Annotated in this window: 26 protein-coding genes and 1 tRNA gene; 14 read left to right on the top strand and 13 right to left on the bottom strand. The window is 68.6% G+C overall.

Annotated features, from left to right (window positions below):
- Nucleotides 1-9: 9 nt before the first annotated feature.
- The 7 genes from BST17_RS12240 to BST17_RS12210 are packed head-to-tail and all read left to right on the top strand — an operon-like array spanning nt 10 to nt 7330.
- Nucleotides 10-756, top strand: a complete 747-nt coding sequence (locus BST17_RS12240; protein WP_083058189.1) for an enoyl-CoA hydratase — start codon at nt 10-12, stop codon at nt 754-756.
- Nucleotides 756-1850: an MBL fold metallo-hydrolase gene (locus BST17_RS12235; protein ID WP_083058188.1), complete on the top strand. Its 1095-nt coding sequence runs from the start codon at nt 756-758 to the stop codon at nt 1848-1850. The genes BST17_RS12240 and BST17_RS12235 overlap by 1 nt, the downstream gene beginning before the upstream one ends.
- A gap of 18 nt (nt 1851-1868) precedes the next feature.
- Nucleotides 1869-3416: a serine hydrolase gene (locus BST17_RS12230; protein ID WP_083058186.1), complete on the top strand. Its 1548-nt coding sequence runs from the start codon at nt 1869-1871 to the stop codon at nt 3414-3416.
- Nucleotides 3413-5782 (top strand): cation-translocating P-type ATPase, encoded by a 2370-nt coding sequence (locus tag BST17_RS12225; RefSeq protein WP_083058185.1) that lies wholly within the window; start codon nt 3413-3415, stop codon nt 5780-5782. The genes BST17_RS12230 and BST17_RS12225 overlap by 4 nt, the downstream gene beginning before the upstream one ends.
- Before the next feature lie 9 nt (nt 5783-5791).
- Complete coding sequence (locus BST17_RS12220; RefSeq protein ID WP_083058183.1) at nt 5792-6076, top strand: antitoxin; 285 nt, start codon at nt 5792-5794, stop codon at nt 6074-6076.
- 2 nt (nt 6077-6078) lie between these two features.
- Nucleotides 6079-6510 carry a type II toxin-antitoxin system Rv0910 family toxin gene (locus BST17_RS12215; protein WP_083058182.1) on the top strand — a complete coding sequence of 144 codons (432 nt, stop codon included), beginning with the start codon at nt 6079-6081 and terminating at the stop codon, nt 6508-6510.
- 49 nt (nt 6511-6559) lie between these two features.
- Nucleotides 6560-7330 (top strand): VOC family protein, encoded by a 771-nt coding sequence (locus tag BST17_RS12210; RefSeq protein ID WP_083058180.1) that lies wholly within the window; start codon nt 6560-6562, stop codon nt 7328-7330.
- On the opposite strand, the gene BST17_RS12205 is transcribed toward BST17_RS12210, so the two are convergent.
- Nucleotides 7302-7757 (bottom strand): cupin domain-containing protein, encoded by a 456-nt coding sequence (locus BST17_RS12205; protein WP_083058179.1) that lies wholly within the window; start codon nt 7755-7757, stop codon nt 7302-7304. The two genes, BST17_RS12210 and BST17_RS12205, sit on opposite strands and share 29 nt — an antisense overlap.
- Nucleotides 7758-7799: 42 nt before the next feature.
- On the opposite strand from BST17_RS12205, the gene BST17_RS12200 reads away from it, so the two are divergent.
- The gene (locus tag BST17_RS12200) at nt 7800-8216 is read left to right on the top strand and encodes a hypothetical protein (protein ID WP_083058177.1); all 417 of its coding nucleotides are present in this window, start codon (nt 7800-7802) and stop codon (nt 8214-8216) included.
- A complete protein-coding gene (locus BST17_RS12195) occupies nt 8213-8788 on the top strand; it encodes a GNAT family N-acetyltransferase (protein ID WP_083058176.1) in 576 nt (191 codons plus the stop codon). The genes BST17_RS12200 and BST17_RS12195 overlap by 4 nt, the downstream gene beginning before the upstream one ends.
- Nucleotides 8789-8792: 4 nt before the next feature.
- Here the strand turns inward: BST17_RS12195 and BST17_RS12190 are convergent, their stop codons facing one another.
- From BST17_RS12190 to BST17_RS12180, 3 genes are read right to left on the bottom strand one after another with little or no spacing between them, the layout of a single operon-like run.
- A complete protein-coding gene (locus BST17_RS12190) occupies nt 8793-9650 on the bottom strand; it encodes a winged helix-turn-helix transcriptional regulator (RefSeq protein ID WP_083058175.1) in 858 nt (285 codons plus the stop codon).
- A 44-nt stretch (nt 9651-9694) separates the two neighbouring features.
- Nucleotides 9695-11179 (bottom strand): carotenoid oxygenase family protein, encoded by a 1485-nt coding sequence (locus tag BST17_RS12185; RefSeq protein ID WP_083058174.1) that lies wholly within the window; start codon nt 11177-11179, stop codon nt 9695-9697.
- On the bottom strand, nt 11176-12375 hold the full coding sequence (locus tag BST17_RS12180; RefSeq protein WP_083058173.1) for an acetyl-CoA acetyltransferase: 1200 nt from the start codon (nt 12373-12375) through the stop codon (nt 11176-11178). Before BST17_RS12180 ends, BST17_RS12185 begins: the two co-directional genes overlap by 4 nt.
- A gap of 83 nt (nt 12376-12458) precedes the next feature.
- Here BST17_RS12180 and BST17_RS12175 point away from each other — a divergent pair, with 83 nt between their 5' ends.
- From BST17_RS12175 to BST17_RS12165, 3 genes are all read left to right on the top strand, one after another.
- Entirely contained in the window at nt 12459-12920 is a 462-nt protein-coding gene (locus tag BST17_RS12175; protein ID WP_207573623.1) for an RNA polymerase sigma factor, read from the top strand.
- Entirely contained in the window at nt 12917-13510 is a 594-nt protein-coding gene (locus tag BST17_RS12170; protein ID WP_083058171.1) for a methylated-DNA--[protein]-cysteine S-methyltransferase, read from the top strand. The genes BST17_RS12175 and BST17_RS12170 overlap by 4 nt, the downstream gene beginning before the upstream one ends.
- Nucleotides 13511-13655: 145 nt before the next feature.
- Nucleotides 13656-14885 carry an MFS transporter gene (locus BST17_RS12165; protein ID WP_083058169.1) on the top strand — a complete coding sequence of 410 codons (1230 nt, stop codon included), beginning with the start codon at nt 13656-13658 and terminating at the stop codon, nt 14883-14885.
- Here BST17_RS12165 and BST17_RS12160 read toward each other — a convergent pair.
- Genes BST17_RS12160 through BST17_RS12145 form a run of 4 tightly spaced genes read right to left on the bottom strand, consistent with a single transcriptional unit; the run spans nt 14812 to nt 19740 of the window.
- Nucleotides 14812-16401: an ABC transporter ATP-binding protein gene (locus BST17_RS12160; RefSeq protein WP_083058168.1), complete on the bottom strand. Its 1590-nt coding sequence runs from the start codon at nt 16399-16401 to the stop codon at nt 14812-14814. The two genes, BST17_RS12165 and BST17_RS12160, sit on opposite strands and share 74 nt — an antisense overlap.
- The gene (locus tag BST17_RS12155) at nt 16401-17273 is read right to left on the bottom strand and encodes an ABC transporter permease (protein ID WP_083058166.1); all 873 of its coding nucleotides are present in this window, start codon (nt 17271-17273) and stop codon (nt 16401-16403) included. The genes BST17_RS12160 and BST17_RS12155 overlap by 1 nt, the downstream gene beginning before the upstream one ends.
- Nucleotides 17270-18220, bottom strand: coding sequence for an ABC transporter permease (locus BST17_RS12150; protein WP_083058164.1), 951 nt, complete (start codon nt 18218-18220; stop codon nt 17270-17272). Before BST17_RS12150 ends, BST17_RS12155 begins: the two co-directional genes overlap by 4 nt.
- Nucleotides 18217-19740: an ABC transporter substrate-binding protein gene (locus tag BST17_RS12145; protein ID WP_083058163.1), complete on the bottom strand. Its 1524-nt coding sequence runs from the start codon at nt 19738-19740 to the stop codon at nt 18217-18219. The genes BST17_RS12150 and BST17_RS12145 overlap by 4 nt, the downstream gene beginning before the upstream one ends.
- A gap of 186 nt (nt 19741-19926) precedes the next feature.
- On the opposite strand from BST17_RS12145, the gene BST17_RS12140 reads away from it, so the two are divergent.
- Together BST17_RS12140 and BST17_RS12135 are read left to right on the top strand one after the other, a co-directional pair.
- The gene (locus BST17_RS12140) at nt 19927-20307 is read left to right on the top strand and encodes an STAS domain-containing protein (protein ID WP_083058303.1); all 381 of its coding nucleotides are present in this window, start codon (nt 19927-19929) and stop codon (nt 20305-20307) included.
- A gap of 33 nt (nt 20308-20340) precedes the next feature.
- Nucleotides 20341-20787, top strand: a complete 447-nt coding sequence (locus BST17_RS12135) for an ATP-binding protein (RefSeq protein ID WP_083058161.1) — start codon at nt 20341-20343, stop codon at nt 20785-20787.
- Here the strand turns inward: BST17_RS12135 and BST17_RS12130 are convergent.
- The 5 genes from BST17_RS12130 to mbp1 all read right to left on the bottom strand — a co-directional run bounded on the left by BST17_RS12130 (nt 20773) and on the right by mbp1 (nt 24603).
- Nucleotides 20773-21219 (bottom strand): response regulator, encoded by a 447-nt coding sequence (locus BST17_RS12130; protein ID WP_083058159.1) that lies wholly within the window; start codon nt 21217-21219, stop codon nt 20773-20775. The genes BST17_RS12135 and BST17_RS12130 overlap by 15 nt on opposite strands.
- A complete protein-coding gene (locus BST17_RS12125) occupies nt 21216-22799 on the bottom strand; it encodes a sensor histidine kinase (RefSeq protein WP_083058158.1) in 1584 nt (527 codons plus the stop codon). The genes BST17_RS12130 and BST17_RS12125 overlap by 4 nt, the downstream gene beginning before the upstream one ends.
- Nucleotides 22796-24010 carry a PP2C family protein-serine/threonine phosphatase gene (locus BST17_RS12120; protein ID WP_083058156.1) on the bottom strand — a complete coding sequence of 405 codons (1215 nt, stop codon included), beginning with the start codon at nt 24008-24010 and terminating at the stop codon, nt 22796-22798. The genes BST17_RS12125 and BST17_RS12120 overlap by 4 nt, the downstream gene beginning before the upstream one ends.
- Before the next feature lie 156 nt (nt 24011-24166).
- Nucleotides 24167-24239, bottom strand: a tRNA-Arg gene (locus BST17_RS12115).
- A gap of 124 nt (nt 24240-24363) precedes the next feature.
- Nucleotides 24364-24603: a microaggregate-binding protein 1 gene (gene mbp1, locus BST17_RS12110; protein WP_083058155.1), complete on the bottom strand. Its 240-nt coding sequence runs from the start codon at nt 24601-24603 to the stop codon at nt 24364-24366.
- Nucleotides 24604-24696 lie beyond the last annotated feature (93 nt).

Here is a 24696-nt window from a genome sequence, read left to right as displayed (position 1 = left end):
CTGGTCCCCATGATTGGAGTGACCCGCGACGGCAACGTCCTCACCCTGGAGATGCAGCGGCCCGAGCGCCGCAACGCGCTGAACGCCGCACTGGTCGACGGCCTACGCGAAGAGATCGAGAAAGCCAGCCAGGACGCCGCGTCCACCGGTGTGCGGGCCATCGTGCTGACCGGGCAGGGCACGGTGTTCAGCGCCGGTGCCGACCTGTCCGACGCCGAAGGGGTGGCCAAGGAGTTGCCGGACAAGGCCAAAGACCTGAACCTGGCCATCGACGCCAGCCCGGTGCCGATCATCGCCGCGCTCAACGGCCCGGCCATCGGGGCCGGCGTCATCCTGGCCATGATCTGCGACCTGCGGGTCGCCGTGCCGGGAACCTTTTTCCAGTTCCCCATCGCCAAGTACGGCCTGGCCTTGGACAACTGGTCGATCCGCCGGCTGGTGTCGCTGGTCGGCCACGGCCGCGCCCGCGCCATGCTGATCGCCGCCGAACGCCTGGACCTCGACACCGCGGTGCAGACCGGCATGGTCAACCGGGTGGGTGAGCTGGCCGACGCGCAGAGCTGGGCCGCCGAGATCGCCGGCTACGCCCCGCTGTCGGTGGCGCACTCCAAGCGCGTCCTCAACGACGACGGCGCCTACGAGGATCCGTGGCCGGCCCACAAGGAGGGCTTCGACAAGGCCTGGGCCAGCCCGGATGTCATCGAGGCGCAGGTGGCCCGCATCGAGAAGCGCGCACCGAACTTCCAAGGCGCCTGATGTTCGGCGCGGCGGCCCGGGTCCTGGGCGGCACTGCGGCGGTGGCCGCGGGCGGCTGGCTGCTGCGCGCCGTGCAGGGCACCCCCAGCGCGCTCGGCGCGGCCGATATCGGTGCCGCGGCGAAGCGGTCGCCGAACTGGCGCGACGGTGTCTTCGTCAACCGCGAGCCGGCCTCGGAGGTCCAGCTGAGCCGGGAGGACCAGTTCGCGCTGGTGCGCGACATCCTCACCGGTGGCCGCCCCCAATACCCGTCGCGGGACATTCCGTTGGTCCGGCCTGCGCCGGACAGCGCACCCGCCGACCTGGCCGCCACCTGGTACGGGCACTCCTCGGTGATGATCGAGGTCGACGGCTACCGGGTGCTGGCCGACCCGGTGTGGAGTCAGCGCTGCTCACCCTCGCGGGTGATCGGGCCGCAGCGGCTGCACCCGGTGCCTGCCGAACTGGACGAGCTGCCGGCCATCGATGCGGTGATCATCAGCCACGACCATTACGACCATCTCGACATCGACACCATCAAGGCGCTGGCCCGCAGCCAGCGCGCGAAGTTCTACGTCCCGTTGGGCATCGCCGCGCACCTGCGAACCTGGGGCATCCCGGCCGCCCGGATCGTCGAACTCGACTGGGACCAGAGCGCGCAGCTGGGTTCGCTGACCATCGTGTGCACCCCGGCCCGGCACTTCTCGGGCCGGTTCCTCACCCGCAACGTCACGCTGTGGTCGTCCTGGGCGCTGATCGGTCCGCGGCACCGGGCGTTCTTCGGCGGTGACACCGGCTACACCCGCGGATTCAGCGGGATCGGCGATGCCTACGGGCCGTTCGACCTCACCCTGATGCCGATCGGCGCCTACCACCCGGGCTGGCCGGACATCCACATGAATCCCGAGGAGGCGGTGCGTGCGCACCGCGACGTCAGCGACACCGGGTTGCTGGTGCCGATCCATTGGGCGACGTTCCGACTGGCGCCGCACCCGTGGTCGGAGCCGGTGGAGCGGATGCTCACCGCGGCGGCCGCCGAGGGTGTCGCGGTGGCGACACCGCGCCCGGGCGAGCAGGTGTCCGCTGCCTCGATCGATGCGTGGTGGCGGGACTGAACCTATAGCGTTGAACCCGTGAAGGTGATCTTGACCTGTGCGGCGGTGGCGCTGTTGCTGGCCGGCTGCGCGACGGACTCCGGTGCGCCGGCAACCACCGCGGCCTCGGCCGCGCCGGTACCGCCGCCGTTGGTCCCGGCCATGCCGCTGCCGGACAACGCCGTGGACAACGCGGTCGCGAAGTTGGACGGGATCGCCGAGGAACTGCTGCGCACCTCGGGGGTGCCCGGCATGGCGGTGGCCGTGGTACATGGTGGAAAAACCGTCTACGCCAAGGGTTTCGGTGTCCGGGACATCCGCACCGGGGAAGCGGTCGATCCCGACACGGTGTTCCAGCTGGCCTCGCTGTCCAAACCCATCAGCGCCACGGTGGCCGCCCGCGCCGTCGACGCGAAGATCATCGGCTGGGACACCCCGGTCACCGAGAAGCTGCCGTGGTGCGCCCTGTCGGATCCGGCCGTCACCCGGATGCTCACCGTCGGGGATCTGTTCTCGCACCGTTCCGGGCTGCCCGACCACGCCGGCGATCAGCTTGAGGACATCGGCTACGGCCGGCGCGACGTTTTGGAACGGCTGCGTCAACTCCCGCTGGCTCCGTTCCGGATCTCCTACGCCTACACCAATTTCGGCTTGACCGCCGGCGCCGAGGCGGTCGCGGCGGCCGCCGCGAGGCCCTGGGAGCAGCTGGCCCAGGAGTCGCTGTTCGACCCGCTGGGGATGACCTCGACGAGCTACCGCTTCGCCGATTACGAGATCCGACAGAACCGGGCGATCGGCCACATCCGCGTCGCCCCGGGTGACTACCAACCGCGCTACACCCGCGATCCCGATGCGCAGGCCCCCGCCGGTGGGGTGAGTTCCTCGGTGAACGACATGGCGCACTGGATGTCCATGGTGCTCGCCGAGGGTGACCCGCTCATGCAACCGGCGTCGCTGCTGCCGGCACTGACACCGCAGATCGTGTCGAGCCCGGGCAGCGAACCCGCCATGCGGTCGGGGTTTTACGGCTACGGATTCAATCTGGGCACCACCGCCGCCGCCCGCACCGAGGCGAGCCATTCGGGTGCCTTCCAACTCGGGGCGGGCACCAACGTGCTGCTGCTGCCCTCGGCCGATGTCGGGATCATCGCCCTGACCAACGGCACGATCTCCGGTGTGCCGGAGGCACTGACCGCGCAGTTCGCCGATCTGGTGCAGTTCGGTGAGGTCCGCGAACCATGGTATGAGCTGTACTCGTCGCGGATGCTGCCGATGAGCGATCCGGTGGGATCCTTGGTGGGCGCGGCGCCTCCGGCGGATCCCGCTCCGGCCCTGCCGTTTTCGGCCTACACCGGGGTCTACCGCAACGATTTCTGGGGTCCGGCGACGGTGTCCGAACGTGACGGCAGGCTGTTCCTCGGGATGGGTCCGCGCGGGGACTCCTTCGAGCTGACGCACCGGGACGGCAACGTGTTCACCTTCTCACTCGTCACCGAGAACGCCCCGCCCGGAACGATATCGAAGGCCACCTTCGACGGCGCGAAGCTGACGCTGGAGTACTACGACGACGGAGTGTTCACCAAGTGATTGCATTGGCCGGCCTGTCCGACGCCGAGGTGGCCCAGCGGGTCGCCGACGGTAAGACCAACGACGTCCCCACCCGGGCCGCCCGCAGCGTCTCAGAGATCGTTCGGGCCAACGTGTTCACCCGGATCAACGCGATCCTCGGTGTGCTGTTCGCCATCGTGGTGGCCACCGGGTCACTGATCAACGGGCTGTTCGGGCTGCTGATCGTCGCCAACAGTGCCATCGGCATCATCCAGGAGCTGCGCGCGAAGAAGACGCTGGACAAGCTCGCCATCGTCGGACAGGCCAGACCGGTGGTGCGCAGGCAGTCGGGTACCCGGGCCGTCGCGCCGAGCGAGGTCGTCCTCGACGACATCATCGAGGTCGGGCCGGGGGACCAGATCACTGTCGACGGAGAGGTGTTGGAGGAGAACAACCTCGAAGTCGACGAGTCCCTGCTGACCGGTGAGGCCGACCCGATGGCCAAGGATCCCGGTGACCGGGTGATGTCGGGCAGCTTCGTCGTCGCGGGCAGCGGGGCCTACCGGGCCACCAAGGTCGGCCGCGCGGCCTACGCCGCCCAGCTGGCCGAGGAGGCGAGCAAGTTCACGCTGGTGAAATCCGAACTGCGCAGCGGTATCAACAAGATCCTGCAGTTCATCACCTATCTGCTCTGGCCGGCGGGCGCGCTCATCATCTACACCCAGCTGTTCACCACCGATGCGGGCTGGCGGGAGTCGGTGCTGCGCATGGTCGGCGCGCTGGTGCCGATGGTGCCCGAGGGCCTGGTGCTGATGACCTCGATCGCGTTCGCCGTCGGGGTGGTGCGGCTGGGGCAGCGGCAGTGCCTGGTGCAGGAACTGCCCGCCATCGAAGGGCTGGCCCGCGTCGACGTGGTGTGCGCCGACAAGACCGGCACCCTCACCGAGAACGGGATGCGGCTTTCGGACCTCAAATCGTTCAGTACAACTGATGCCGCGCAGGTGCTGGCGCAGTTGGCCGCCGACGACACCCGGCCCAACGCCAGCATGGCGGCCATCGCCGAGGCCTATCCCAGCGCCCCGGGCTGGACGGCGACCGCGAACGCCCCCTTCAAATCCGCGACCAAATGGAGTGGCGCCTCCTACGGCGAGCACGGCAACTGGGTGATCGGCGCTCCCGACGTACTGCTGGACCCGGAGTCGCCGGAGGCCGCGGAGGCCGAGCGGATCGGTGCCCAGGGACTGCGGGTGCTGCTGCTGGGGTCCTGCGACGGCGCGGTCGACGCGCCGGACGCGCCGGGGACGGTCACCCCGGTCGCCCTGGTCGTACTGGAGCAGCGGGTGCGCCCCGATGCCAAGGACACGCTCGAATACTTTGCCTCGCAACGGGTGGCGGTGAAAGTCATCTCCGGGGACAACGCCAAGTCGGTCGGTGCGGTGGCTGGAACCCTGGGCCTGCACGGCGAAACCCTGGATGCCCGCCGGCTTCCCGAGCAGACCGATGAGATGGCGACCGCACTGGACGAGTACACCACGTTCGGCCGGGTGCGTCCGGACCAGAAGCGGGCCATGGTGCACGCGTTGCAGTCCCGCGGGCACACGGTGGCGATGACCGGTGACGGCGTCAACGACGTGCTGGCGCTCAAGGATGCCGATATCGGTGTGGCAATGGGATCGGGTAGTTCGGCATCGCGCGCGGTGGCTCAGATCGTGTTGCTGGACAACAAGTTCGCGACGCTGCCGTATGTGGTGGCCGAGGGGCGCCGGGTGATCGGCAACATCGAGCGCGTTTCCAACCTGTTCCTCACCAAGACGGTGTACTCGGTGCTGCTGGCCGCGCTCGTCGGCCTCGGCGGACTGGCCGCCCGCTTCTTCGACGGCGACCCGCTGCTGTACCCGTTCCAGCCCATCCACGTCACCATCGCCGCATGGTTCACGATCGGCATCCCGGCGTTCATCCTGTCGCTGGCTCCCAACCACGAACGTGCCCGGCCCGGATTCGTGCGCCGGGTGATGACATCGGCGCTGCCGGCCGGCGTCATCGTCGGTGCGAGCACCTTCATCTCTTACCTGCTGGCCTACGAGGGACGCGGGGCCACGGCCGAGCAACAGACCCAGGCCTCCACCACGGCGCTGATCACCCTGCTGGTCGCCTCGGTATGGGTGCTGGCCGTCGTCGCCCGCCCCTACGAGTGGTGGCGGGTGGCGCTGGTGGCGGTATCCGGGCTGGCCTACGTGGTGATCTTCTCCATACCGCTGGCCCAGCGAACGTTCCTGCTGGACCCGTCGAACCTGGCGCTGACCTCGATGGGCCTGGCCATCGGCGCCGTCGCCGCCACGCTGATCGAGGTGGCCTGGTGGGTGGAGGGCAAACTGTCCGGTGAGCCCCGCCGACTGTGGCGCTAGGGTTGGGGCATGAGTTTCTTGGACAAGATCAAGGGCCTGGTGGCGAAGAACGCCGACAAGGTCGACACGGTCATCGACAAGGCCGGTGACCTGGTCGACAAGAAGACCCAGGGCAAGTACGCACAGCACGTCGACAAGGTGCAGGAGGCCGCGAAGAAGGCCGCCCGCGAGCAGACCGGCGGCGTTCCGCCGGTGCCGCCCAACCAGCAGTCGGGCCAGGTTCCGCCCGCCAACCAGCCGCCGGGACAGGTGCCCCCGCACAACCAGCCGCCGACGGCCCCGCCGACCGCCTGACCGTGGCGAAGCTCTCCGTCTCCATCGACGTCCCGCTGTCGCCGGAGCAGGCCTGGGAGGCCGCCTCGGATCTGTCCCGGTTCGACGAATGGCTCACGATCCACCGGGTGTGGCGCTCGAAGCTGCCCGAAACCCTGGAGAAGGGCACCAAGATCTCGTCCATCGTCGAGGTCAAGGGGATGAACAACCGGGTCAACTGGACGATCGTGAACTACAAGCCGCCGGATTCGATGACGCTCAACGGCGACGGTGTCGGCGGGGTGAAGATCAAGCTGATCGCGCGGGTCAAACCGGTGCCCGAGGGCGCCTCGGTACAGCTGGACATCCACCTCGGCGGGCCTGCGCTGTTCGGGCCGATCGGCATGATCGTGGCCGGGGCGCTCAAGAGCGATATCCAGCAGTCGCTGGAGCAGTTCAAGAAGGTGTACTCCTGACCCGCAGATGCGGCGATGAATTTCGGTGCCGGGCGGGGTCGGTACGAGCATGACCAGATCACACCCGCTCGGCGCCCCCTGCTGGATCGACCTGTCCACCTCGGATATCGAGGGTGCGCAACGCTTCTATGGTGCGGTATTCGGCTGGACCTTCGAGTCCGCCGGACCCGAATACGGTGGCTACGTCAGCGCCTTCGTCGACGGCGTGCAGGTCGCGGGGCTGATGCCCAATGATCCGCAGTGGAACATGCCCGACGGCTGGACCACCTATCTGCACACCGCGGATGTCGACGCCACGCTGAACGCGGTGACGGCCGCCGGCGGCTTCAGCTGCGGGGGTGCGATGGACATCCCGGCCAAGGGCCGGATGGCCGTCGTGTCCGATTCGACCGGCGGGATGATCGGGCTCTGGCAGCCGACCGGACATGACGGCTTCGAGGCGACCGGTGTCGCGGGCGCACCGGTGTGGCATCAGGTGACGACGCGGGATTTCGCGGCGACCCTGGACTTCTACCGTTCGGTCTTCGGCTGGCAGACCGAGGTGGAAGCCGACACCGATGAATTCCGGTACAGCACCGTGCTGTTCGACGGTGAACAGCGCATCGGCGTGATGGATGGTGCCGCGTTCATGGCCGCCGACGAACCGTCGAATTGGTTCTTCTTCCTGGGTGCCGAGGATGTCGACAGGGCGGTCGGGCTGATCGTGGACCACGGCGGCGCTGTCGTCCGCGACGCCGAGGACACCCCGTACGGTCGGCTGGCTTCGGTGACCGACCCGACCGGCGCCGGGTTCAATCTGTCGTCGCTTCGCCCGCGCTGAGCGCGAAATCGGCGAAGTCGAAGCCGGGCACCACCACGCAGCTGACGAGGGTCGGCTGCTGCTGGGCTGGTGTCGCGCGCTGCCAGTGCCCGGGCGGCACCACGAACTGCGGCTGCTCGCCGGCGGAGATATCGGGTCCGAGCAGCACGGTGTCTGCGGTGTGTTGCTCGCGGCCGACCTCCAGCAGCAGCGGGCTGCCGCGGTGGAACAGCCACAACTCGGCGCTACGCACGGTATGCCAGGCGGACTGCTGGCCGGGCATCAGCAGGAACAGGATCGCGGTCCCGGCCTGGCGGGGTCCGGTGTAATCCGGTGGCAGCGCGGACTGCGGAAAGGTGAGGTCGCTGCGCCAGGTTTCGCGGAACCAGCCGCCCTCGGGGTGCGGTGACAGGTCGAGCCCGCGGGCCCAATCGGGTAGTTCCGTCATGGCAATTCAGCCTACGCAGGCCCACCCGATAATCTGAGGCGCATGGCTCGATTGCGTCCCGGCTGGCTGGTCGCGTTCTGCGCACTGGTACTGGCGGTGAGCGCCTGGCTGCCATGGCTGACGACGGGCCAGGGCCGGGCCAATGCGATCGGCGGCAAACTCGGCACCATCGATGTGCCGCCACCGGGTTTCGGTGTCGGTCAGCTGATCCTGCTGCTGGCCGCGCTGCTGATGGTGGCCGCGGCGATGGCGGCCCGGGAGTTGTCGGCCAAACTGGCTTCGGCTGCGGCACTGTCACTCTCGATGATCATCGCGGCATTGATCGCCTGGTACTTCCGGTTGTATGTGCAGGCGCCGGTGGCGGTCGGCTACGGCATGTATGTGGCGGCCGGGATGACGGTGGCGGCGGTGGTGCTGTCGGTGATGACGATGGTGGTGGCCTGGGGGAGAGGGACATGAGCTTCCGGGAGCCGGTCGTGCTGACGGGGCGACAGTGGGTGACGCTGGAACCGCTGAGTGGCGAACATGTCGAGGAGATCGCGGACGTCGCCGATGCGGGCGACCTGTGGTTCGCCGCGGCACCATCACCGGCCACCGCGCAGAATTGGGTGCAGACGCGGTGCGCCGATCCCCGTGGCAGCACCTTCGTGGTGCGCCGTCTCGACGGCACACTGGTCGGGTCGACGAGCTACCTGAACATCGACGAACCGAATCGCCGCCTGGAGATCGGCGCGACCTGGTACACCTCGGCGGTGCGGCGCACCGGGGTCAACACCGAGGCCAAGCTGCTGTTGCTCGGCCACGCGTTCGAAACGCTGGGCTGTGTGGCGGTGGAATTGCGGACACATTTCCTGAATGCGGCCAGCCGGGCCGCGATCGAGCGGCTGGGCGCCAAGTTCGACGGCGTGCTGCGCAGTCATCAGATCCTGCCCGACGGGTCGCGCCGGGACACCGCGGTCTATTCGATCCTGGACATCGAATGGCCTGCGGTGCGCAACAACCTGCGGTTCCGGCTCGACGCGCCCCGCTGAGGCGTCAGGGCGGCGGTATGGCGGTGATATCCGCGGCGCGCAGGGGCTGCGCGCATGCGTCGCATACCAGCCGGGCGTGGAATGCGCCCCCGCAATCGATGTGTGTGACGACCACCGCCGGCCCGTCCGCCGCGTCGTACCAGCGCTGTGCCCAGTCCAGCGCGGTCAGGATGATGGGCAGCACGGCCCGGCCCTTGTCGGTCAGCCGGTAGTCGGCGTCGAGCACGCCGTGGCCGACCAGGATCTGCAGCCGGTCGGTCAGCGAACCGGGTGGTGCGCCGAGTTGGCCGGCGAAGTCGGTGAACCGGGTGGTGCCGAGGAAGGCGGCCACCATGACCGCGAATGCCCAGCGGTTACCGAGAATGGCCATGGTGTGCGGGAACAACGCCGCTGCCCCGGCGGCGCGGTCACCGTGCGAGCGGCGCCGGGTGGAGCCGACCGGCATCGACCGCGCCCAGGAACCGCTCGGACCCCATTGCACAACAAGGGTTTCCGGTGCAGCAGCGTGTCGGCAATGCCGGCAGGTCAGCACCGGGGAGCAGTCCGCGCCGCAGGCGGTGTGCCGGATGGCGGGCAGCGGTTCGGCGTGGTCAGGCACCCAGCACCGCTCCCAGTCCCAGATGCTCACCAGCATCGGCCAGAGCGCCCGGCCGCGCCGGGTGGCACGATAATCGAATCGTGGCGGGTTGCTCTGGTACTGCGTGCGCGCCAGCAGGTCCTCGGCGGTCATGGCGGCCAGCCGCCGGGTCAGCACGGAATGCGAGATCGGCAGCCGTTCGGTGAAGTCGGCGTATCGGGTGGCGCCGAGCAGTGCCTGCTGGATGATCAGCAGCGTCCACTCGTCGCCGAGCAGGCCGAGCATGCGACCCACGGCATTGGTGTCCCCGGGGCCCGGGCCCGTCCTGGTCACACCCAGCGTCGGAGTTCGTCGCCCGCAGCCCAGGTGGAGTGGGTTCCGCTGGAAACCCGTTCCGGCAGTTGCAGTTTGCATACCGGACCGTCGGATACCCGGGCGGCGTCGAACACCAGGCAGTAGGAGGCATCGGCGGGCATGTCGGTCGTGATGGTGACCAGGTACCCGTCGTCCTCGCCGCTGCCACCCACCCGGGGAGCCATCGCCGTCTCGCTGCCGTAGACGCCGTCGCCGAAGCTGTAGCGCTCCTCGGACCCGGTCTGCAGATCATGGCGGACCAGGCCGTCGAACAGGAACCAGCCCGGCTTGCCGGTGGCGGCATAGGCGTAGCGGTACGGGCGACCGGCGAACGCGGAGTTGATCATCCCGAACTCGGTGAGGCTATCGGACAGCTGCTCCTCGCGGGTGGCGCCGGTGACGAGGTTGAACCGCCAGCGGTGCAGACGGGTCTGCATGCCGTCCAGTGACAGGCCGCGGAAGATGCGCTGCCACTTCGGATCCATACCGTTCTCCACGCCGGAGACCGGCTCGGGTTCCCCCTGGAAGAACCCGTCCAGCACGATCTCGTCGCCGTTCTCGAAGGCATTGGTGAAGTGCAACACGTAGGTGGTGTCGGCTTCGAACCACCTGACGTCGGCGTTGGTACCGCGGCGCGGCAGAACGGCGAAGCGGGACGGCATATCGCGGTGCAGGCGCGGGACATGGGCGTTGTGCTTGAGGAAATCGGCGTCCCAGAACAGCGGAAAGTCGTTGAGGATGACGTAATTCTCGGTGAACGCCATATCATGCGGCAGGCGCGGCCCGGGTAGCTCGACATCGACGTAGTGCACCAGGGTGTCGGTCTCGTCCACGACGCCGTAGTGCAGGTAGGGCGCGTCCTTGCCGTAGTTGAAGAACAGCAGTTCGCCGGTCGCGTCATCGACCTTGGGATGTGCCGACACGCCGGGTCCGGCCGGGGTCCACTGTGGCTTGTCGAGCATATCGCCGGTGCGCGGGTCGACACGGTAGATGTCACCGCACTGGTAGAAACTCGTCAGCGCAACCCCGCGGTGCACCGTCACATCGGTGCTCGACGCGTCCTTCATCAGGGTGCGGGCACCCCAGCCGTGATCGCGACGGGCCAGTTCGACGGGCTCGGCGATACCGGGCCACAGCGGACCGCCCGCCTCGTACTCGGCCAGGAACCCGTCGGTTTTGACGAACCTGTTGCGGTAGAACGCCTTTCCGTCACCGAAACCGACGATGTGCAGCATGCCGTCACCGTCGAACGGGTGGTAGGCCTTGAACGCCGGGTGCAACGGGTTCTCGGTGTTGCGCAGGTACACCCCGTCCAGGTCGGTCGGGATCTCACCCGCCACGACGGTCAGATCATCGGCATCCCACTCGCAGGTCTGCGGTCGCCAGGGACCGGTGCGGTAGGGATGGTCGTCGTCCTCGGGCAACGTCGACAGATACTTGGCGACCACGTCGGTGTTCATCCGACCTCCTTGGCAGAGCCGACGACGAAGCTGATCGTGGTGGCGGTACTGCCGCCGAAGTTCAAGGTGCCGAACGTCTTCGCACCGTCGACCTGATGGTCACCGGCGGTGCCGGCGACCTGTTCGGCGGCATCGAGGACCATCCGGACACCGGTTGCGCCGACCGGATGTCCGCCGCCGATCAGCCCGCCGCCCGGATTGATCGGCAGCCGGCCGCCGATCTCGATCTCCCCGTTCTCGATGGCCTTCCACGATTCGCCCGGCCCGGTGAGGCCGAGGTGGTCGATGGCCAGATACTCACTCGGCGTGAAGCAGTCGTGTACCTCGAACCCGTCGATGCCGTCGAGGTCGACCCGGGCACGGGCGAAGGCATCGAGTGCGGCCTGCCGGACATGCGGGAAGACGTACTCGTCGGAGCGGTCCAGCTTCTGCTGCAGGCCCAGACCGACGGTGCGATGGCCCCAGCCGGCGATCAGCCCGATCGGTCGCGCCGCGGGATGATCGCGAAGGTATGCATCCGACACCAGCACCAGGCCGGCCCCGCCGTCGGTCATCTGGCTGCAGTCCAGTCGTCGGATGCGGCCCTCGACAACGGGATTGGATGTCGTATCGATCTGCCATGCCCGGGTCTGGGCATTCGGGTTGGCGCGGGCGTTGCGGTAGTTCAGCGCGGAGATGGCGTCCAGGTGTATGTCGTCGAGGCCGTAGCGGCGGTCGTATTCGTCGGCAATCTCGGAGAACATGTGCGGCCACATGAAGGTGGCGTGCCGGCCCTCGTGTCCGGTCCAGGCGGCCGCGCCGAGGTTCCGGGCCGCGGTGTCGCCGGGGACCGTCTTCTCCAGTTCGACGCCGACGACCAGGGCGCTGGTGTAGGCGCCCGAGCCCAGATCGGCGATGGCCGCCAGCACCGCGGCGCTGCCGGAGGCGCAGGCCGCCTCGTGCCTGGTGGCGGGGGTGCCCCACAGCTGATCGTCGACGGTGGCCGGCATCGCGCCGAGGTGACCCTGATGGGCGAACAGTTCGCCGAAGGCATTGGCGAGGTGGACGACCCCGATGTCGGCGGCGCGCGTCGCGGCGGCGGCCAGCGTCTCCCGGACCACCTCGGCGGTGAGGGAAGCCAAGTCGCCGCCCTCGCGGTGCACATTGCGCGCGAAGTCGCTCTGGTAGCCCCCGAGGATCCACACGTTGGCGGCCATGGGAGCACGCTACTACAACTAAGAGAGTTACTCGAGGACCGATCTCACGTTCCGCTGTCGCCGGCCGTCTACACAATGTGAGAGTGCGACCGTTCGAAGACATCGTGACCGAGTACGGCCCGATGGTGCTGCGGGTATGCCGGGCCGTTCTGGGCCCGGCCGATGCCGAGGACGCCTGGTCGGAGACCTTCCTGTCGGCCATGCGCGCCTACCCCGGGCTCGACCCGCACGCCAATGTGGAGGCCTGGCTGGTGACCATCGCGCACCGCCGCGCCATCGATGTCGGCCGCACCCTGACCCGGGCTCCCGCCCCTGTCGAGCGCCTACCCGATGCCGGACGCTCCGACAGCTACGACCCCGACCTGTGGGCGGCGCTGGGGACACTGCCCGACAAACAACGCCGCACGCTGGCCTATCGCTATCTGGCCGGGTTGCCCTATGCCGAGATCGCCGGCCTTCTCGGCGGCACCACCGAGGCCGCCCGCCGCGCCGCCGCCGACGGCCTCAAGACCCTGCGCACCACCTACCTGGAGGAGGCTCTGTGACCGAGATCTTCGATCGGCTGACCGCCGACGACGCCACCCTGGCGCGACTGCGCGCCAAGCTGGCCGGCGATGCGCAGCGTACCGGTGTGCTCGATGTGGCCTACCGGACCGTCGACACGTCGGTGGGCCCGCTGTTGCTCGCGGCGACGACCACCGGGCTGGTACGGGTGGCCTTTCTGGAGCAGGCCACCGAAGAGGCCGAGCTGCAACGGCTCTCGGACAAGGTCAGCCCCCGGGTGCTGCGCGCCCCGGCCCGGCTCGACGATGCCGCCAGCCAGATCGAGCAGTACCTGGCCGGCGCCCTGAGGGCGTTCGACCTGCCGCTGGACCTACGGCTCGCTGACGGGTTCCGCCGCACGGTCGTCGAGCAGCTGCGCCACATCGGCTACGGGCACCGGGCGAGTTACGCCGCCATCGCCGCCGCTGTCGGCAACCCCAAGGCGGTTCGTGCGGTCGGCAGCGCCTGTGGGCACAACCCACTGCCGTTGGTGATTCCGTGCCACCGCGTGGTCCGCACCGACGGATCGATCGGTCAATATGCCGGTGGGGCGGCGGTCAAGGCGAGGTTGCTTGCGTTGGAGGCGGTATGAACGCGTAAATGGAGGAACTCGACGCCGACGCCGCGTGACGTTCGCGCCGACGGTGCACACAGATCGAGAAGATGGCCGAGATCACGGTCCTGATGCACCGTCGACGGTCCAGCAGAACCGCCCGGTGCCGGTACGCTGAGGTACCGTGACGACGCGCCTGGGCAGAGCCAACACCCTGCGCCTGAGCCTGCTCGCACTCGCGCTCTTCATCGTCGGTACCAACGCCTTCGTCATCGCCGGCCTGCTCCCGAAGATCGGGCAGGGTCTGGGCGTCGGCCCCGGAACGGTCGGCTACGCCATCTCGGTCTATGCCGCCGTGGTGGCCGTCGCCTCCCCGGTGGTGTCGGTGGCCTGCGGTCGCATGCCCCAGCAGCGGGTGATGGCCGCCGGGCTGATTCTCATCGCCATCGGAACATTCCTGGCCGCGGCCGCCGGCACCTTCGCCGTCTTCACCGCGGGCCGGGTGATCGCCGCCCTCGGCGGTGCCGCGCTGGTGCCGACGGCCATCGCGGTGGCGCCGGTGCTGGTGCCCGCCGAGGTACGCGGGCGGGCTATCGCCCTGGTGGGGATGGGCTTCACGCTCGCCATGGCGATCGGATCGCCCATCGGTACCGCGCTGGCCGCTGTCGGCGACTGGCGGCTGCCGCTGGCACTGCTGGCCGGGTTGGCCGCTGTGCTGGCGCCGGTGCTGCTGCTCGTCGTGCGCGGCGTGCCCGGCGCCGACGGGGTGAGCCTGCGCGACCGGGCCGCGGTGATGCGCAACCGGCACATCGTGTTCGCCGTCGCCGCATCCCTGCTGATGATGTTGGCCTTCAACATGGTCTACATCTTCAGCGCGGTCATCACCCACGAGGCGACCGGTGGCGACAGCTCACGCACGGCGCTGCTGCTGCTGGTGTACGGCATGGCCGGGATCGCCGGGAACTTCCTGGGCGGCCGGCTCTCGGACCGCATCGGCAGCCGGCGCACCCTGCAGGTCGTCCTGGTCGTCCAGTGCGCGGCCTTCCTCACACTCATCCCGGCGCACCAGTCGATGGTCGCCACCGCGGCGGTCTTCGCCTGCTCCGGGGTGGCCGGGACGGCGGCCTCGGTGGCCATCCAGTACCGGCTGGCCGTCATCGACGCCCGCTATGCCGGTGTCGCGCTGGCCTGGTATTCGACCGCGATGTACATCGGCATCTCGATCGCACCGCTGATCGGTGCGGCCACCCTGCCCTACGGCTTCGCGGTGCTGCTGGCCGCCGCGTCGGCCTCCATCCTGATCGCGTTGCTCGCCTCGGAGCTGGGCCACTTCCGCGAGGTCAGGACCGAGTCGGCCGTGCCGGGGGAACTGCCGCCAACAGAGCTCGGGTGTAGTCCTGCTCGGGTGCGCTGAACAGCTCGGCCGCACTGCGGTATTCGACGGTGCGACCCGACTGCAGCACCAGCACGTCGTGGCTCATCCGTTCGATGACCGCCAGATCGTGACCGATGAACAGATAGGTCAGGTTCAGCTCGTCCTGTAGACGGGCCAACAGATCGAGCACCTTCGCCTGCACCGAGACATCCAGCGCCGCAGTGGCCTCGTCGAGGATCAGCAGATCCGGCTGCACCGCCAACGCCCGCGCGATGCTGATGCGCTGGCGTTGCCCGCCGGAGAGCTCGTGTGGATAGCGGGTGGCGAAGTCGGGATCCAGTCCCACCATGTCCAGCAGTTCGGCCACCCGGGCCCGGCGCTGCGCGCGACCGTCGGCCAACCCGTGCACCACCAGCGGCTCCTCGATCGAGACGCCCACGGCCATCCGGGGATTGAGCGAGGCGAACGGGTCCTGGAACACCATGCTGATGCGCCGCCGGTCGGCCCGGCGGCCGAGAACATCGACACCGTCCAGGCGTGCGGAACCGCCGTGCGGTGTGACCAGACCGGTCAGCGCCGCGGCGACGGTCGACTTGCCCGAGCCGGATTCGCCCACCAGCCCCAGCGTGGCGCCGCGGCGGATCTCGAAAGACACGTCGTCGACCGCGTGCACACCGGAATAGCGCACATCCAGACCCTGCACGGCCAGCAGCACCTCGGCGTCCGCGGGCGCCGTCCGCGGGCCGGCCCCGTCGAGCAGCGGCCGGGCCGCCAGCAGTTCGCGGGTGTAGTCCTGGCGGGGTTCGTCGAAGATGGCCTCGACCGCACCCTGCTCGACGACGGCGCCGTCGTGCAACACGGTCACCGTGTCGGCCACCTCACCGATGACACCCAGATCGTGGCTGATCCACACCACCGCCGTGCCGAAATCGCGTTGTAGATCCCGCACCATCGCGATGATCTGGGCCTGCGTGGTGACGTCCAGCGCGGTGGTCGGCTCGTCGGCGATCAGCAGCTCGGGGTCACAGGCCAGCGCGATCGCGACCATCACCCGCTGCCGTTGGCCACCGGAGAGCTGGTGCGGATAGGACTGCAGCCGCTCGGCGGGAGCCGGCAACCCCACCGCGGTCAGCAGTTCCAGGGCCCGGTCGCGCGCCGCGCGCCGGGTCAGCCGGCGGTGGGTCTCCAGCGATTCGGTGATCTGGCGTTCGATGGTCAGCAACGGGTTCAGCGATGTCCCGGGATCCTGGAAGACGAAGCCGATCCGGCCACCGTGCAATGCCCGCAACACCCGCGCCGACGCGCCGATGATCTCCTGCTCGCCGCCGAGCACACTGGACCCGGTCACCACGGCGCCGGGCGCGTCCAGCAGTCCGGTGGCCGCCAGCACCGTCATGGACTTGCCCGACCCGGACTCCCCGACGATGCCCACCGTCTGCTCGGGTTCGACCGTCAACGACACGCCCCGCACGATCTCGCGGCGCCCGATCCGTACGCCGAGGTCGTCGATCGCCAGGATGCTCGCAGACTGTCCGTTCTTCGCGCGAGCGCTCATCACCGCGCCCTCCGGGCCTCGATCATGGTGCGCTGCTTGGGATCCAGCACATCACGCAGTCCATCGCCGAGCAGATTCAGCGCCAGCACGATCAGGAAGATGGCCAGGCCGGGGAACACCGCCATCCACCACGCCAGCGTCACGAAGCCCTGCGCGTCGAAGATCATCCGGCCCAGCGAGGGCTGCGGCGGCTGGATACCCAACCCGAGGAAGGACAGCGCCGCCTCGGCCAGGATCGCGAACGCCAGCGACAGCGAGGTCTGCACGATCAGCGGTCCGCTGATGTTCGGCAGGATGTGCCGGGTCAGGATGTAGCGGGTGCCGGTGCCCATCGTGTAGGACACGGAGACATAGGGTTCCACGCGTACCGACAGCGTGCTGGCCCGCGCGACGCGGGCGAAGATCGGCGTGTAGACGACCCCGATGGCCAGCATGGTGGTGCCGATGCCGGGGCCCAGCACCGCGACGATGGCCAGCGCCAGCAACAGCACCGGGAAGGCGAACATCACGTCGACGATCCGCATCAGCACGGTGTCCAGCCAGCCGCCCTCGCGCCCGGCCAGATACCCCGCGATCACGCCCACCGTCACCCCGACGACCGCGGCGAACGCGACACTGACCACCGCCACCTTCATCGAGGCCTGCACGGCGACCATCACCCGCGACAGCACGTCGCGGCCCAGTTCGTCGGTGCCGAACCAGTGCGCGCCGCTGGGCGCCTGCAGGGCCTGGGGGACATCGACATCGTTGACGCCGTACGGTGTGATCCATTGCGCGGCAACGCTGATCACCACCACCACGGCCAGTACCAGCGCGCTGAGCACGGTCACCGGATTACCGGCCAACAGCCGCCAGGCGTTCACTCGGGTCATGACAGCCGGATCCTCGGGTCGACGATCGCGTACAGCAGGTCCACCAGCAGATTGATCGCCAGAAACGCCACCGCGATCAACAACACCGCGCCCTGGATGACCGGATAGTCGCGGGCGGCCACCGAGGTGTAGACCAGCCGACCCAGACCGGGCCAGGCGAACACGACCTCGACGACGATGACACCGCCCAGGATGGTGCCCAACTGGATTCCGGTGATGGTCAGAATCGGCACCAGCGCATTGCGCACGGTGTGGCGCAGCGTCACCGTGCGCGGCGGCAGGCCCTTGGACCGTGCGGTGCGCACATAGCCCATGGCCGCCACCTCCAACACGGCCGACCGGATGTAACGGGTCATGATCGCCGCGGCCACCAGACCCACCGTCAGCCCGGGCAGGATGATGTGCCGCACCCAGCCGCCCGGATCCTCCAACAGCGGTCGGTAGCCCGACGTCGGCAGCCAGCCCAGCGTCGTGGAGAACAGCGAGATCAGCAGGATGCCCAGCCAGAAGTCCGGGACCGAGACCCCGAACTGGCTGGTCACCCGGACGAGCGCATCGCTGCCGCGGCCCTCGTGCAGCGCCGCCCACGTCCCGGCCGGCAGCGCGATCAGCAAGGCCAGCGGGATGCCGACCAGCGCCAGTGACACCGTGGCCGGCAGACGCTCCAGCAGGATCGCGGTGACCGGGTCGCCGTTGCGGAAGCTGACGCCGAGGTCGCCGGTCACCGCGTTGCCGAGATACCCGAAGAACTGCGCGGCCATCGGCTCGTCCAGACCGCTGGCGGCCCGCAGCGCCGCGTAGGCCTCCGGGGTGTACCGGGTGCCCAGCGCGATGCGCACCGGGTCGCCGGGCACCAGGTGCACCAGCGCGAAGACCACGATCAGCACCCCGACCAGTACCGCCGCCGAGTAGGCGAGTCGCCGCGCCAGGAATCGCACGATCGTCACGAGGCCGCGCCCCCGGGGGCCAGTGCGGCGTCGCGGAACCGGATGGCCTTGTCGCGGCGGGCCTCGTAACCGGTCAGGCTCGGGGTCCAGGCCTGGATGACCGCCGGGTTGTAGAGGAAGATGTAGCTCACCCCGTCGGCGATCAGCGTTGCCGCGGTGGCGTAATCCTGTTTGCGCGCCTGCGGATTGGTCTGCGTGCGGCCGGCGTCCAGTGCGGCGTCGACGCGGGGGTCGGAGAACTTCTGGGCGTTGTTCGCGCCGTCGGTGTGGTGCTGGGCGTAATAGAAGTCATCCGGGTCGATGTTGCCCAGCCAGCCCATCATGAGCATGTCGAAGTTGCCATTGTTCTGCTCGTCGAGCCAGGTCGCGAAGTCGACGGTGCGGATGTCGACGGTGATGCCCAGCGGTTCCAGGTTGTCGGCGACGACCTGGGCCGCCGTCACCGTCTGCGGGTATTCGCTGGTGACCAGCATGTCCATCCGCTGCGGGGCGGCGCCGGCCTCGGCCAACAGCGCCTTGGCCCGGTCGATGTCCCGGCTGTAGCGGTCGTAGCCGGTGAACCACGGGTTGCCCTCGGGGATGGCCAGCTGGTTGGCCTGCGCCGTGCCGTAGCTGGTCGCCTGCACGATGGACGGCCGGTCGACGGCGTAGGCGACGGCCTGGCGGACCCGGACATCGTTCCATGGCGCCCGCGCCGCGTTCAGCGCGAAGTACCAGTAGTCGTTGCTCGGGGTCACGGCCAGGCGCAGTGAGTCGTCGCCGCGCAGCTGCGGCACGCGCTGGGCGGGCACCGCATCGGTCCAGTCGACCTCGCCGGCCTGCAGGGCCGCCAGCGCCGTGGACGTCTCGCTGATGAACCGGAAGGTCACCCCGGGCAGTTTCGGGGGGCCGCCCCAGAAGTCGGGGTTCGCGGTCAGCGTGATCGAGTCGCCGCTCTGGCGGCCGGTGAAGGCGAACGGTCCGGTGCCGATCGGGTGGGTGGCGATCGAACCGTCCTCGACATTGCGGCGGGACACGATCGCCATGCCCTTGAAGCCACCCAGGTTGGTCAGCAGATTCGGGGTGGGCCGGGACAGTGTGATCCGGACGGTCAGATCACCGACGGCCTCGACGGCGGTGACGGCGCTGAACTTGTCGACCGTGGACAGCTGCTCGTCGATGATGCGCCGGTAGGAGTAGACGACGTCGGCGGCGGTGAACGGGCTGCCGTCGTGGAACCGCACCCCGGGGCGCAACTGGAAGGTCCAGGTCAGCTGGTCCGGGGAGGTTTCCCAGGACTGCGCCAGCGCCGGCGCCATGGTCAGGTCGGCGGCCGGCTCCACCAGGGTGTCGAAGACGTTCTCCAGCACCTCGAACGAGAAGTAGGCGCTGGTCTTGTGCGGATCGAGCTGGTCGGGCTCACCGGCGATGACCGCGATGAGGTTGCCCGACCCCTGCCCGAGATCGACGCGCTGACCCGGCGAACACGACAGGGTGGCCAGCAGAGCGACGGCCGCGAGAATGGCCCCCAGCATCCGCATGCGAATTTCTGTACCCGCTTGTGCGCCGAACTACACAGCCGCTGACCTGTACGAACGACGGTGGCTGCGCACAGTGGCCGATATCTGCAGCTAGACGCGAATACCGGGTTGGCGGCAGGGCCAGGTAGTCCGGATAGACTTTGGCGGTTGCCACCTACGGGTGGGTCAGGAATGTCGGAGGTATCGATGAGTAGCCAGCAAGACCCCGCTCCCAGCCGTGCTGCGGCTGTCGGGGAGGTCGAGGAACGTCGGGTCGGCGATATCAGCGTGGTTGCTGTGAGCGGAACGGTCGACATGCTGACGGCACCGAAGCTGGAGGCGGCGATCAACGCCGCCGCGCAGAGCTCGCCGTCGGCCGTGGTCGTCGACTTCACCGCCGTGGAATTCCTGGCCTCGGCGGGCATGGGTGTGCTCGTTGCCGCCCACGGTGACCTGGCGCCGGCGGTCAAGCTGAGCGTCGTTGCCGACGGGCCGGCCACCAGCCGTCCGCTGAAGTTGGTCGGCATCGCGGACATCGTCGACCTCTACGCCACGCTCGACGAGGCGCTGGCCGCATTGCAGAGTTAGAAACTCCGCGGAACGGGTAGCCAGCAGGTCGATATGACAGAGCAAGGCGCCTCCGCAAGCTTCGCCAAGGTCGGCGTCGTCGCCGACCCGCAACTCGCCGCCCAGGTGCGTGAAGAGTTCGCGCAGTGGCTGCGGACCCACTTCCGGTTGGACCCCGAGAAGTCCAGCGATGTGTTGCTGGCCGTCTACGAGGCATTGGCCAACGCCGCCGAGTTCGCCTACGTGGGGGCCGGGCAGCCCGGCCTGATGCACCTGAAGGCCGACTATGATTCCGGGCTCGGCAGTCTGACCGTCACCGTCTCCGACGAAGGCCGGTGGCGGACCAAGGACGAGTCCATGGTGAGCACCGCGCGGGGACGGGGTCTACCGCTGATCCATGCCTTGGCCGACGATGCCGATATCGACACCACGGCCGCCGGGACCTGCGTCCGGCTGCGGTGGGATCACATCCCGCAGGGGCTCAGCTCAGAACTGCGGTAGCCGCACCACCTGGACGAAGAACTCGTCGATCTGTCGCACCGCGCTCATGAACTGGTCCAGGTCCACCGGCTTGGTCACATAGGCGTTGGCGTGCAGCTTGTAGCTGCGCAGGATGTCCTCTTCGGCCGAGGAGGTGGTCAGCACGACGATCGGGATGTGGCACAGGTTCTCGTCGTTCTTGATCTGCTCCAGCAGCTGCCGACCGTCGTACTTGGGCAGGTTCAGGTCGAGCAGGATCAGGTCCGGGCGCGGCGCATCGGCGTATTCGCCGCGCCGGTACAGAAAGTCCAGGCCCTCCTGCCCATCGTGGGCGACGTGCAGATTGTTCTTGATCTTGTTGTGCTCGAAGGCTTCCCGGGTGATCAGCTCGTCGCCGGGATCGTCCTCGACGAGCAGGATGTCGATGGCGCGACCGTCGTCGGGGAGCTTCATCGGGTGGTTCCTTCCAGCTGGGGTTCGGGCACCGCGTCGGGCGCCAGGTTGGGCTCGGTGATGGGGGTCTTGGGCAAGGTGAACACGAACCGCGTGCCGTCGGTGTAGTCGGTGTCGATGTAGATGGTGCCGCCGTGGTACTCGACGATCTTCTTGCACAGTGCGAGCCCGATACCGGTGCCAGTGTAGGCATCCCGGCCGTGCAGACGCTGGAAGATGACGAACACCTTGTCGACGAACTCGGCGCTGATCCCGATGCCGTTGTCGGTGACGGTGAACACCCAGTTCTCGGCGTCCTCGCCGGTGCCGTCGCGGAAGTCGATCAGCACCCGTGGCGCGACGCCCGCGCGGTGGAACTTGACGGCGTTGCCGATCAGGTTCTGCCACACCATGATCAGCAGGGTGGGGTCGCCGTCGATGGTGGGCAGCGGCTCGTTCGGACGGATGATCTCGGCCCCGGACTCCTCGATCGTGCTGCTGAGGTTACTCATCGCGGCGTCGACGGCGGCGTCCAGCGGGACCTCGGTGGTGGTCGAATTGAGCCGGCCCACCCGTGAGAACGTCAGCAGGTCGTTGATCAGGATCTGCATCCGCTTGGCGCCGTCGACGGCGAAACCGATGTATTCGGTGCCGCGTTCGTCCAGTTTGTCGCCGTAGCGCTTCTCCAGCAGCTGGCAGAACGAGGCAACCTTGCGCAGCGGCTCCTGCAGATCATGGGAGGCGACATAGGCGAACTGCTCCAGCTCGGCGTTCGACCGGCGCAGTTCATCGGCCTGCTCGTCGAGCGCCGCGCGGGCGGCCCGCGAGGTTTCCAGCTCGTCGACGATGCGCTGGCGCATGTCCTCTACGTCGGCGGCCATCGCGCGAATGTCCTTGGGGCCGCTGGGAATGATGCGTTCACCGAAGTTGCCCTGGGTGATCCGCCGGCACGCCGCGGCCAGGTTGGACAGTGGCTTGTTGACCGCGGTGCGCATGACGACCGCGAGCAGGATCGCGGTCGTGACGAACGCCAGGATCATGGCGATCAGGGCGGCGTCGCGCCAGCTGCGGATCTGGTCGAGCTGGGCCAGTCCCGCCGCGCGGGCCTCGGTGAGGTGATCGTTCTGGACCGTGAAAAGCGCGCGGAGGCGGTCGAAGAGCGCCTTGCCCTCCTCGATCCCGGCGTCATCGTCGGGGCGGGTGGGGGTGGCACTGGCCAGTAGCGGATCGGCGTACTCGACACGCCAGGTCTGCGCGGCGGCCTCGATGTTGTCGAGGTCGACAAGGAGGTCGGGATGGTGCGCAAGGCTGCGTCGGATGTCTTCTGCCGCAGTGACTTCCGCGGTGCGGCCGGCATTGTAGGGCTCGAGGAACCGGTCGTCGGCGCTGATCACGTAGCCCCGGACCGCGGTCTCCTGATCGCGCAACGCCGCCTGCAATTGGTATGCGGCGACGCGCGCGGGCTGCACGCCGTCGCGGATGCGGTTGGACACCTTGTCGGCCTGGCTCACCAGAATGGCGGTGGCGATCGCGCAGGCCAGCACCGCCGTGCCGATGACTGCGAGGACCAGGTTCTGCCACCCCTGCACCGTCAGCTTCATGTCGATGATCGTTCCACCCGTATCACTGCGATGTCATCGGTGAGCCCGCCGTGCTGATGGGCCCGGGCCTCGGCGTGCTCGATGAGCGCTTCGACGAAGTCCGATCCGGGCAGGGTGGCCAGCGACTGGGCCATGGTGAGCAGACCATGCTCGCCCAGGCGTTCGTCGCCGCGGCCGGAGTGGCCCTCGAAGAGCCCGTCGGTCAGAAAGACCAGTCCATGATTCTCGGGGAGCCGGTAGTTGTTGACCGGCCACTCCCGGGCGCCCAGCCCGAGCGCCTTCCCGGCGACCGGTTCGATCCACTCCACCGTCCCGCCGCCTTGCAGCAGCAGCCCCGGGTGGCCCGCGCGCAGCACGGTGTACTCGCCGGTGTCGGGTTCCAGCGCGACGCTGGACAGCGTGGCGAAGATTCCGCGGTGTGGCCGCTCGCTGGTCAGGATGCGGTCCAATTCGCGCATCCTTTCGTTTCCGCGTAGCCCGGCGAAGGTCAGCGCGCGCCAGCCGATGCGCAACGCCACCCCGAGCGCCGCCTCATCGGGGCCATGACCTGCGACGTCGCCGATCATGATGTGCACCGTGCGGTTCGGGGTCTGCACGACATCGAAGAAATCACCGCCGACGAGGGCGTCCTGGCGGCTCGGCCGCGAACGGGTCACGATATCGACGCCGGGGGAGTCCAGCAGCACCGGCGAGGGCAGCAGGCCCCGTTCGAGGCGGGCGTTCTCCATGGCCCGCATCTGGCTGGAGTGCAGGTCGACGGTCGCGATCTCGGCGCGTTTGCGCTCGATGGCGTAGAGCACCGCGCGGCGTAGCATCTCGGGGTCGACCCGGTCCTTGACCAGGTAATCCTGGGCGCCCGAGGACATGGCGTGTACGCCGAAGTGCTCGTCGGAATGCCCGGTCAAGACGATGATCGGGATGGAGGAGTCCAGCCGGCCGATGCGGTGCACCGCGTCCATGCCGTTGGCGTCGGGCAGGTTCAGGTCCAGCAGCACGCAATCGGGCCGGTGCTGGCCGAGCAGGTTCTCCGCATCGGCGATGGTCTCGGCCCAGCGGAACTCGAACCCGGCGCCCGCGTCGATGATGAGTTCCTCGACCAGCAACGCGTCACCGCGATCGTCTTCGACCAAGAGCAGGGACAACTGCGCTCGCCCGGCGGGTGAGGCAACGTTGAGGCCCGGAGAGGCCAGCGGATGCTGGGGTGCGGGCATGAAAGGTAACTGTCCCCCACCTGGGGCATTGGCCCCGGTCGCGCCGAAATCCTGAACTGCTGACAACCTACGACCCTACCCATACGTCAGCCCTGCGCAGTGCCCGACTGATCTTGTTTGTCGCGGATTGGCCGACTGTCTGGAGCCCCGCCTGAGTGCCCCCGGCAGGATTCGAACCTGCGACACCGGCTTTAGGAGAGCCGTGCTCTATCCCCTGAGCTACGGGGGCGGCACCTGCTTTGACAGGCGTGCAGCAGTCTAGTTCACCGGGGACGCGCCACCGCTCCGGCCGCAGCCGGCAACACAAAGGGGACAGTCCGTGCGGACTGTCCCCTTTGAGAAAGAGTGTGCTGTTACTTCTCCTGCTCGGCCTTCTGCCGCGCCTCGTTGGCCTCGGCGGCGCCGCGGGCAGCCTCCGCCTCGGCTTCCTTCTTGGCCACGTCGCGCTGCGCGTCGGCCTTGTCCTGCTGGGCCTCGCCCTCGCGGCGCAGGCCGTCGTTGCCGGTCACGGCGCCGGCCGCTTCCTTCAGCTTGCCCTTGACGCCCTCGACCGCGCCCGAGATACCTTCTGCGGCACCATTGCTGTCAGCCATGTCGGCTCCTCACTGTCGGTGATCGGCGGGCTGTGTCCTCAACTCCACCATTCGTCTGCACTGGCGGGATTCCCGAATGCCGGGGCCGGAAAA

The sequence above is a fragment of the Mycolicibacterium bacteremicum genome (assembly GCF_002086115.1).
In the GTDB taxonomy this organism is placed as follows: domain Bacteria; phylum Actinomycetota; class Actinomycetes; order Mycobacteriales; family Mycobacteriaceae; genus Mycobacterium; species Mycobacterium bacteremicum.
This window is presented reverse-complemented; position numbering and strand designations above follow the sequence as displayed.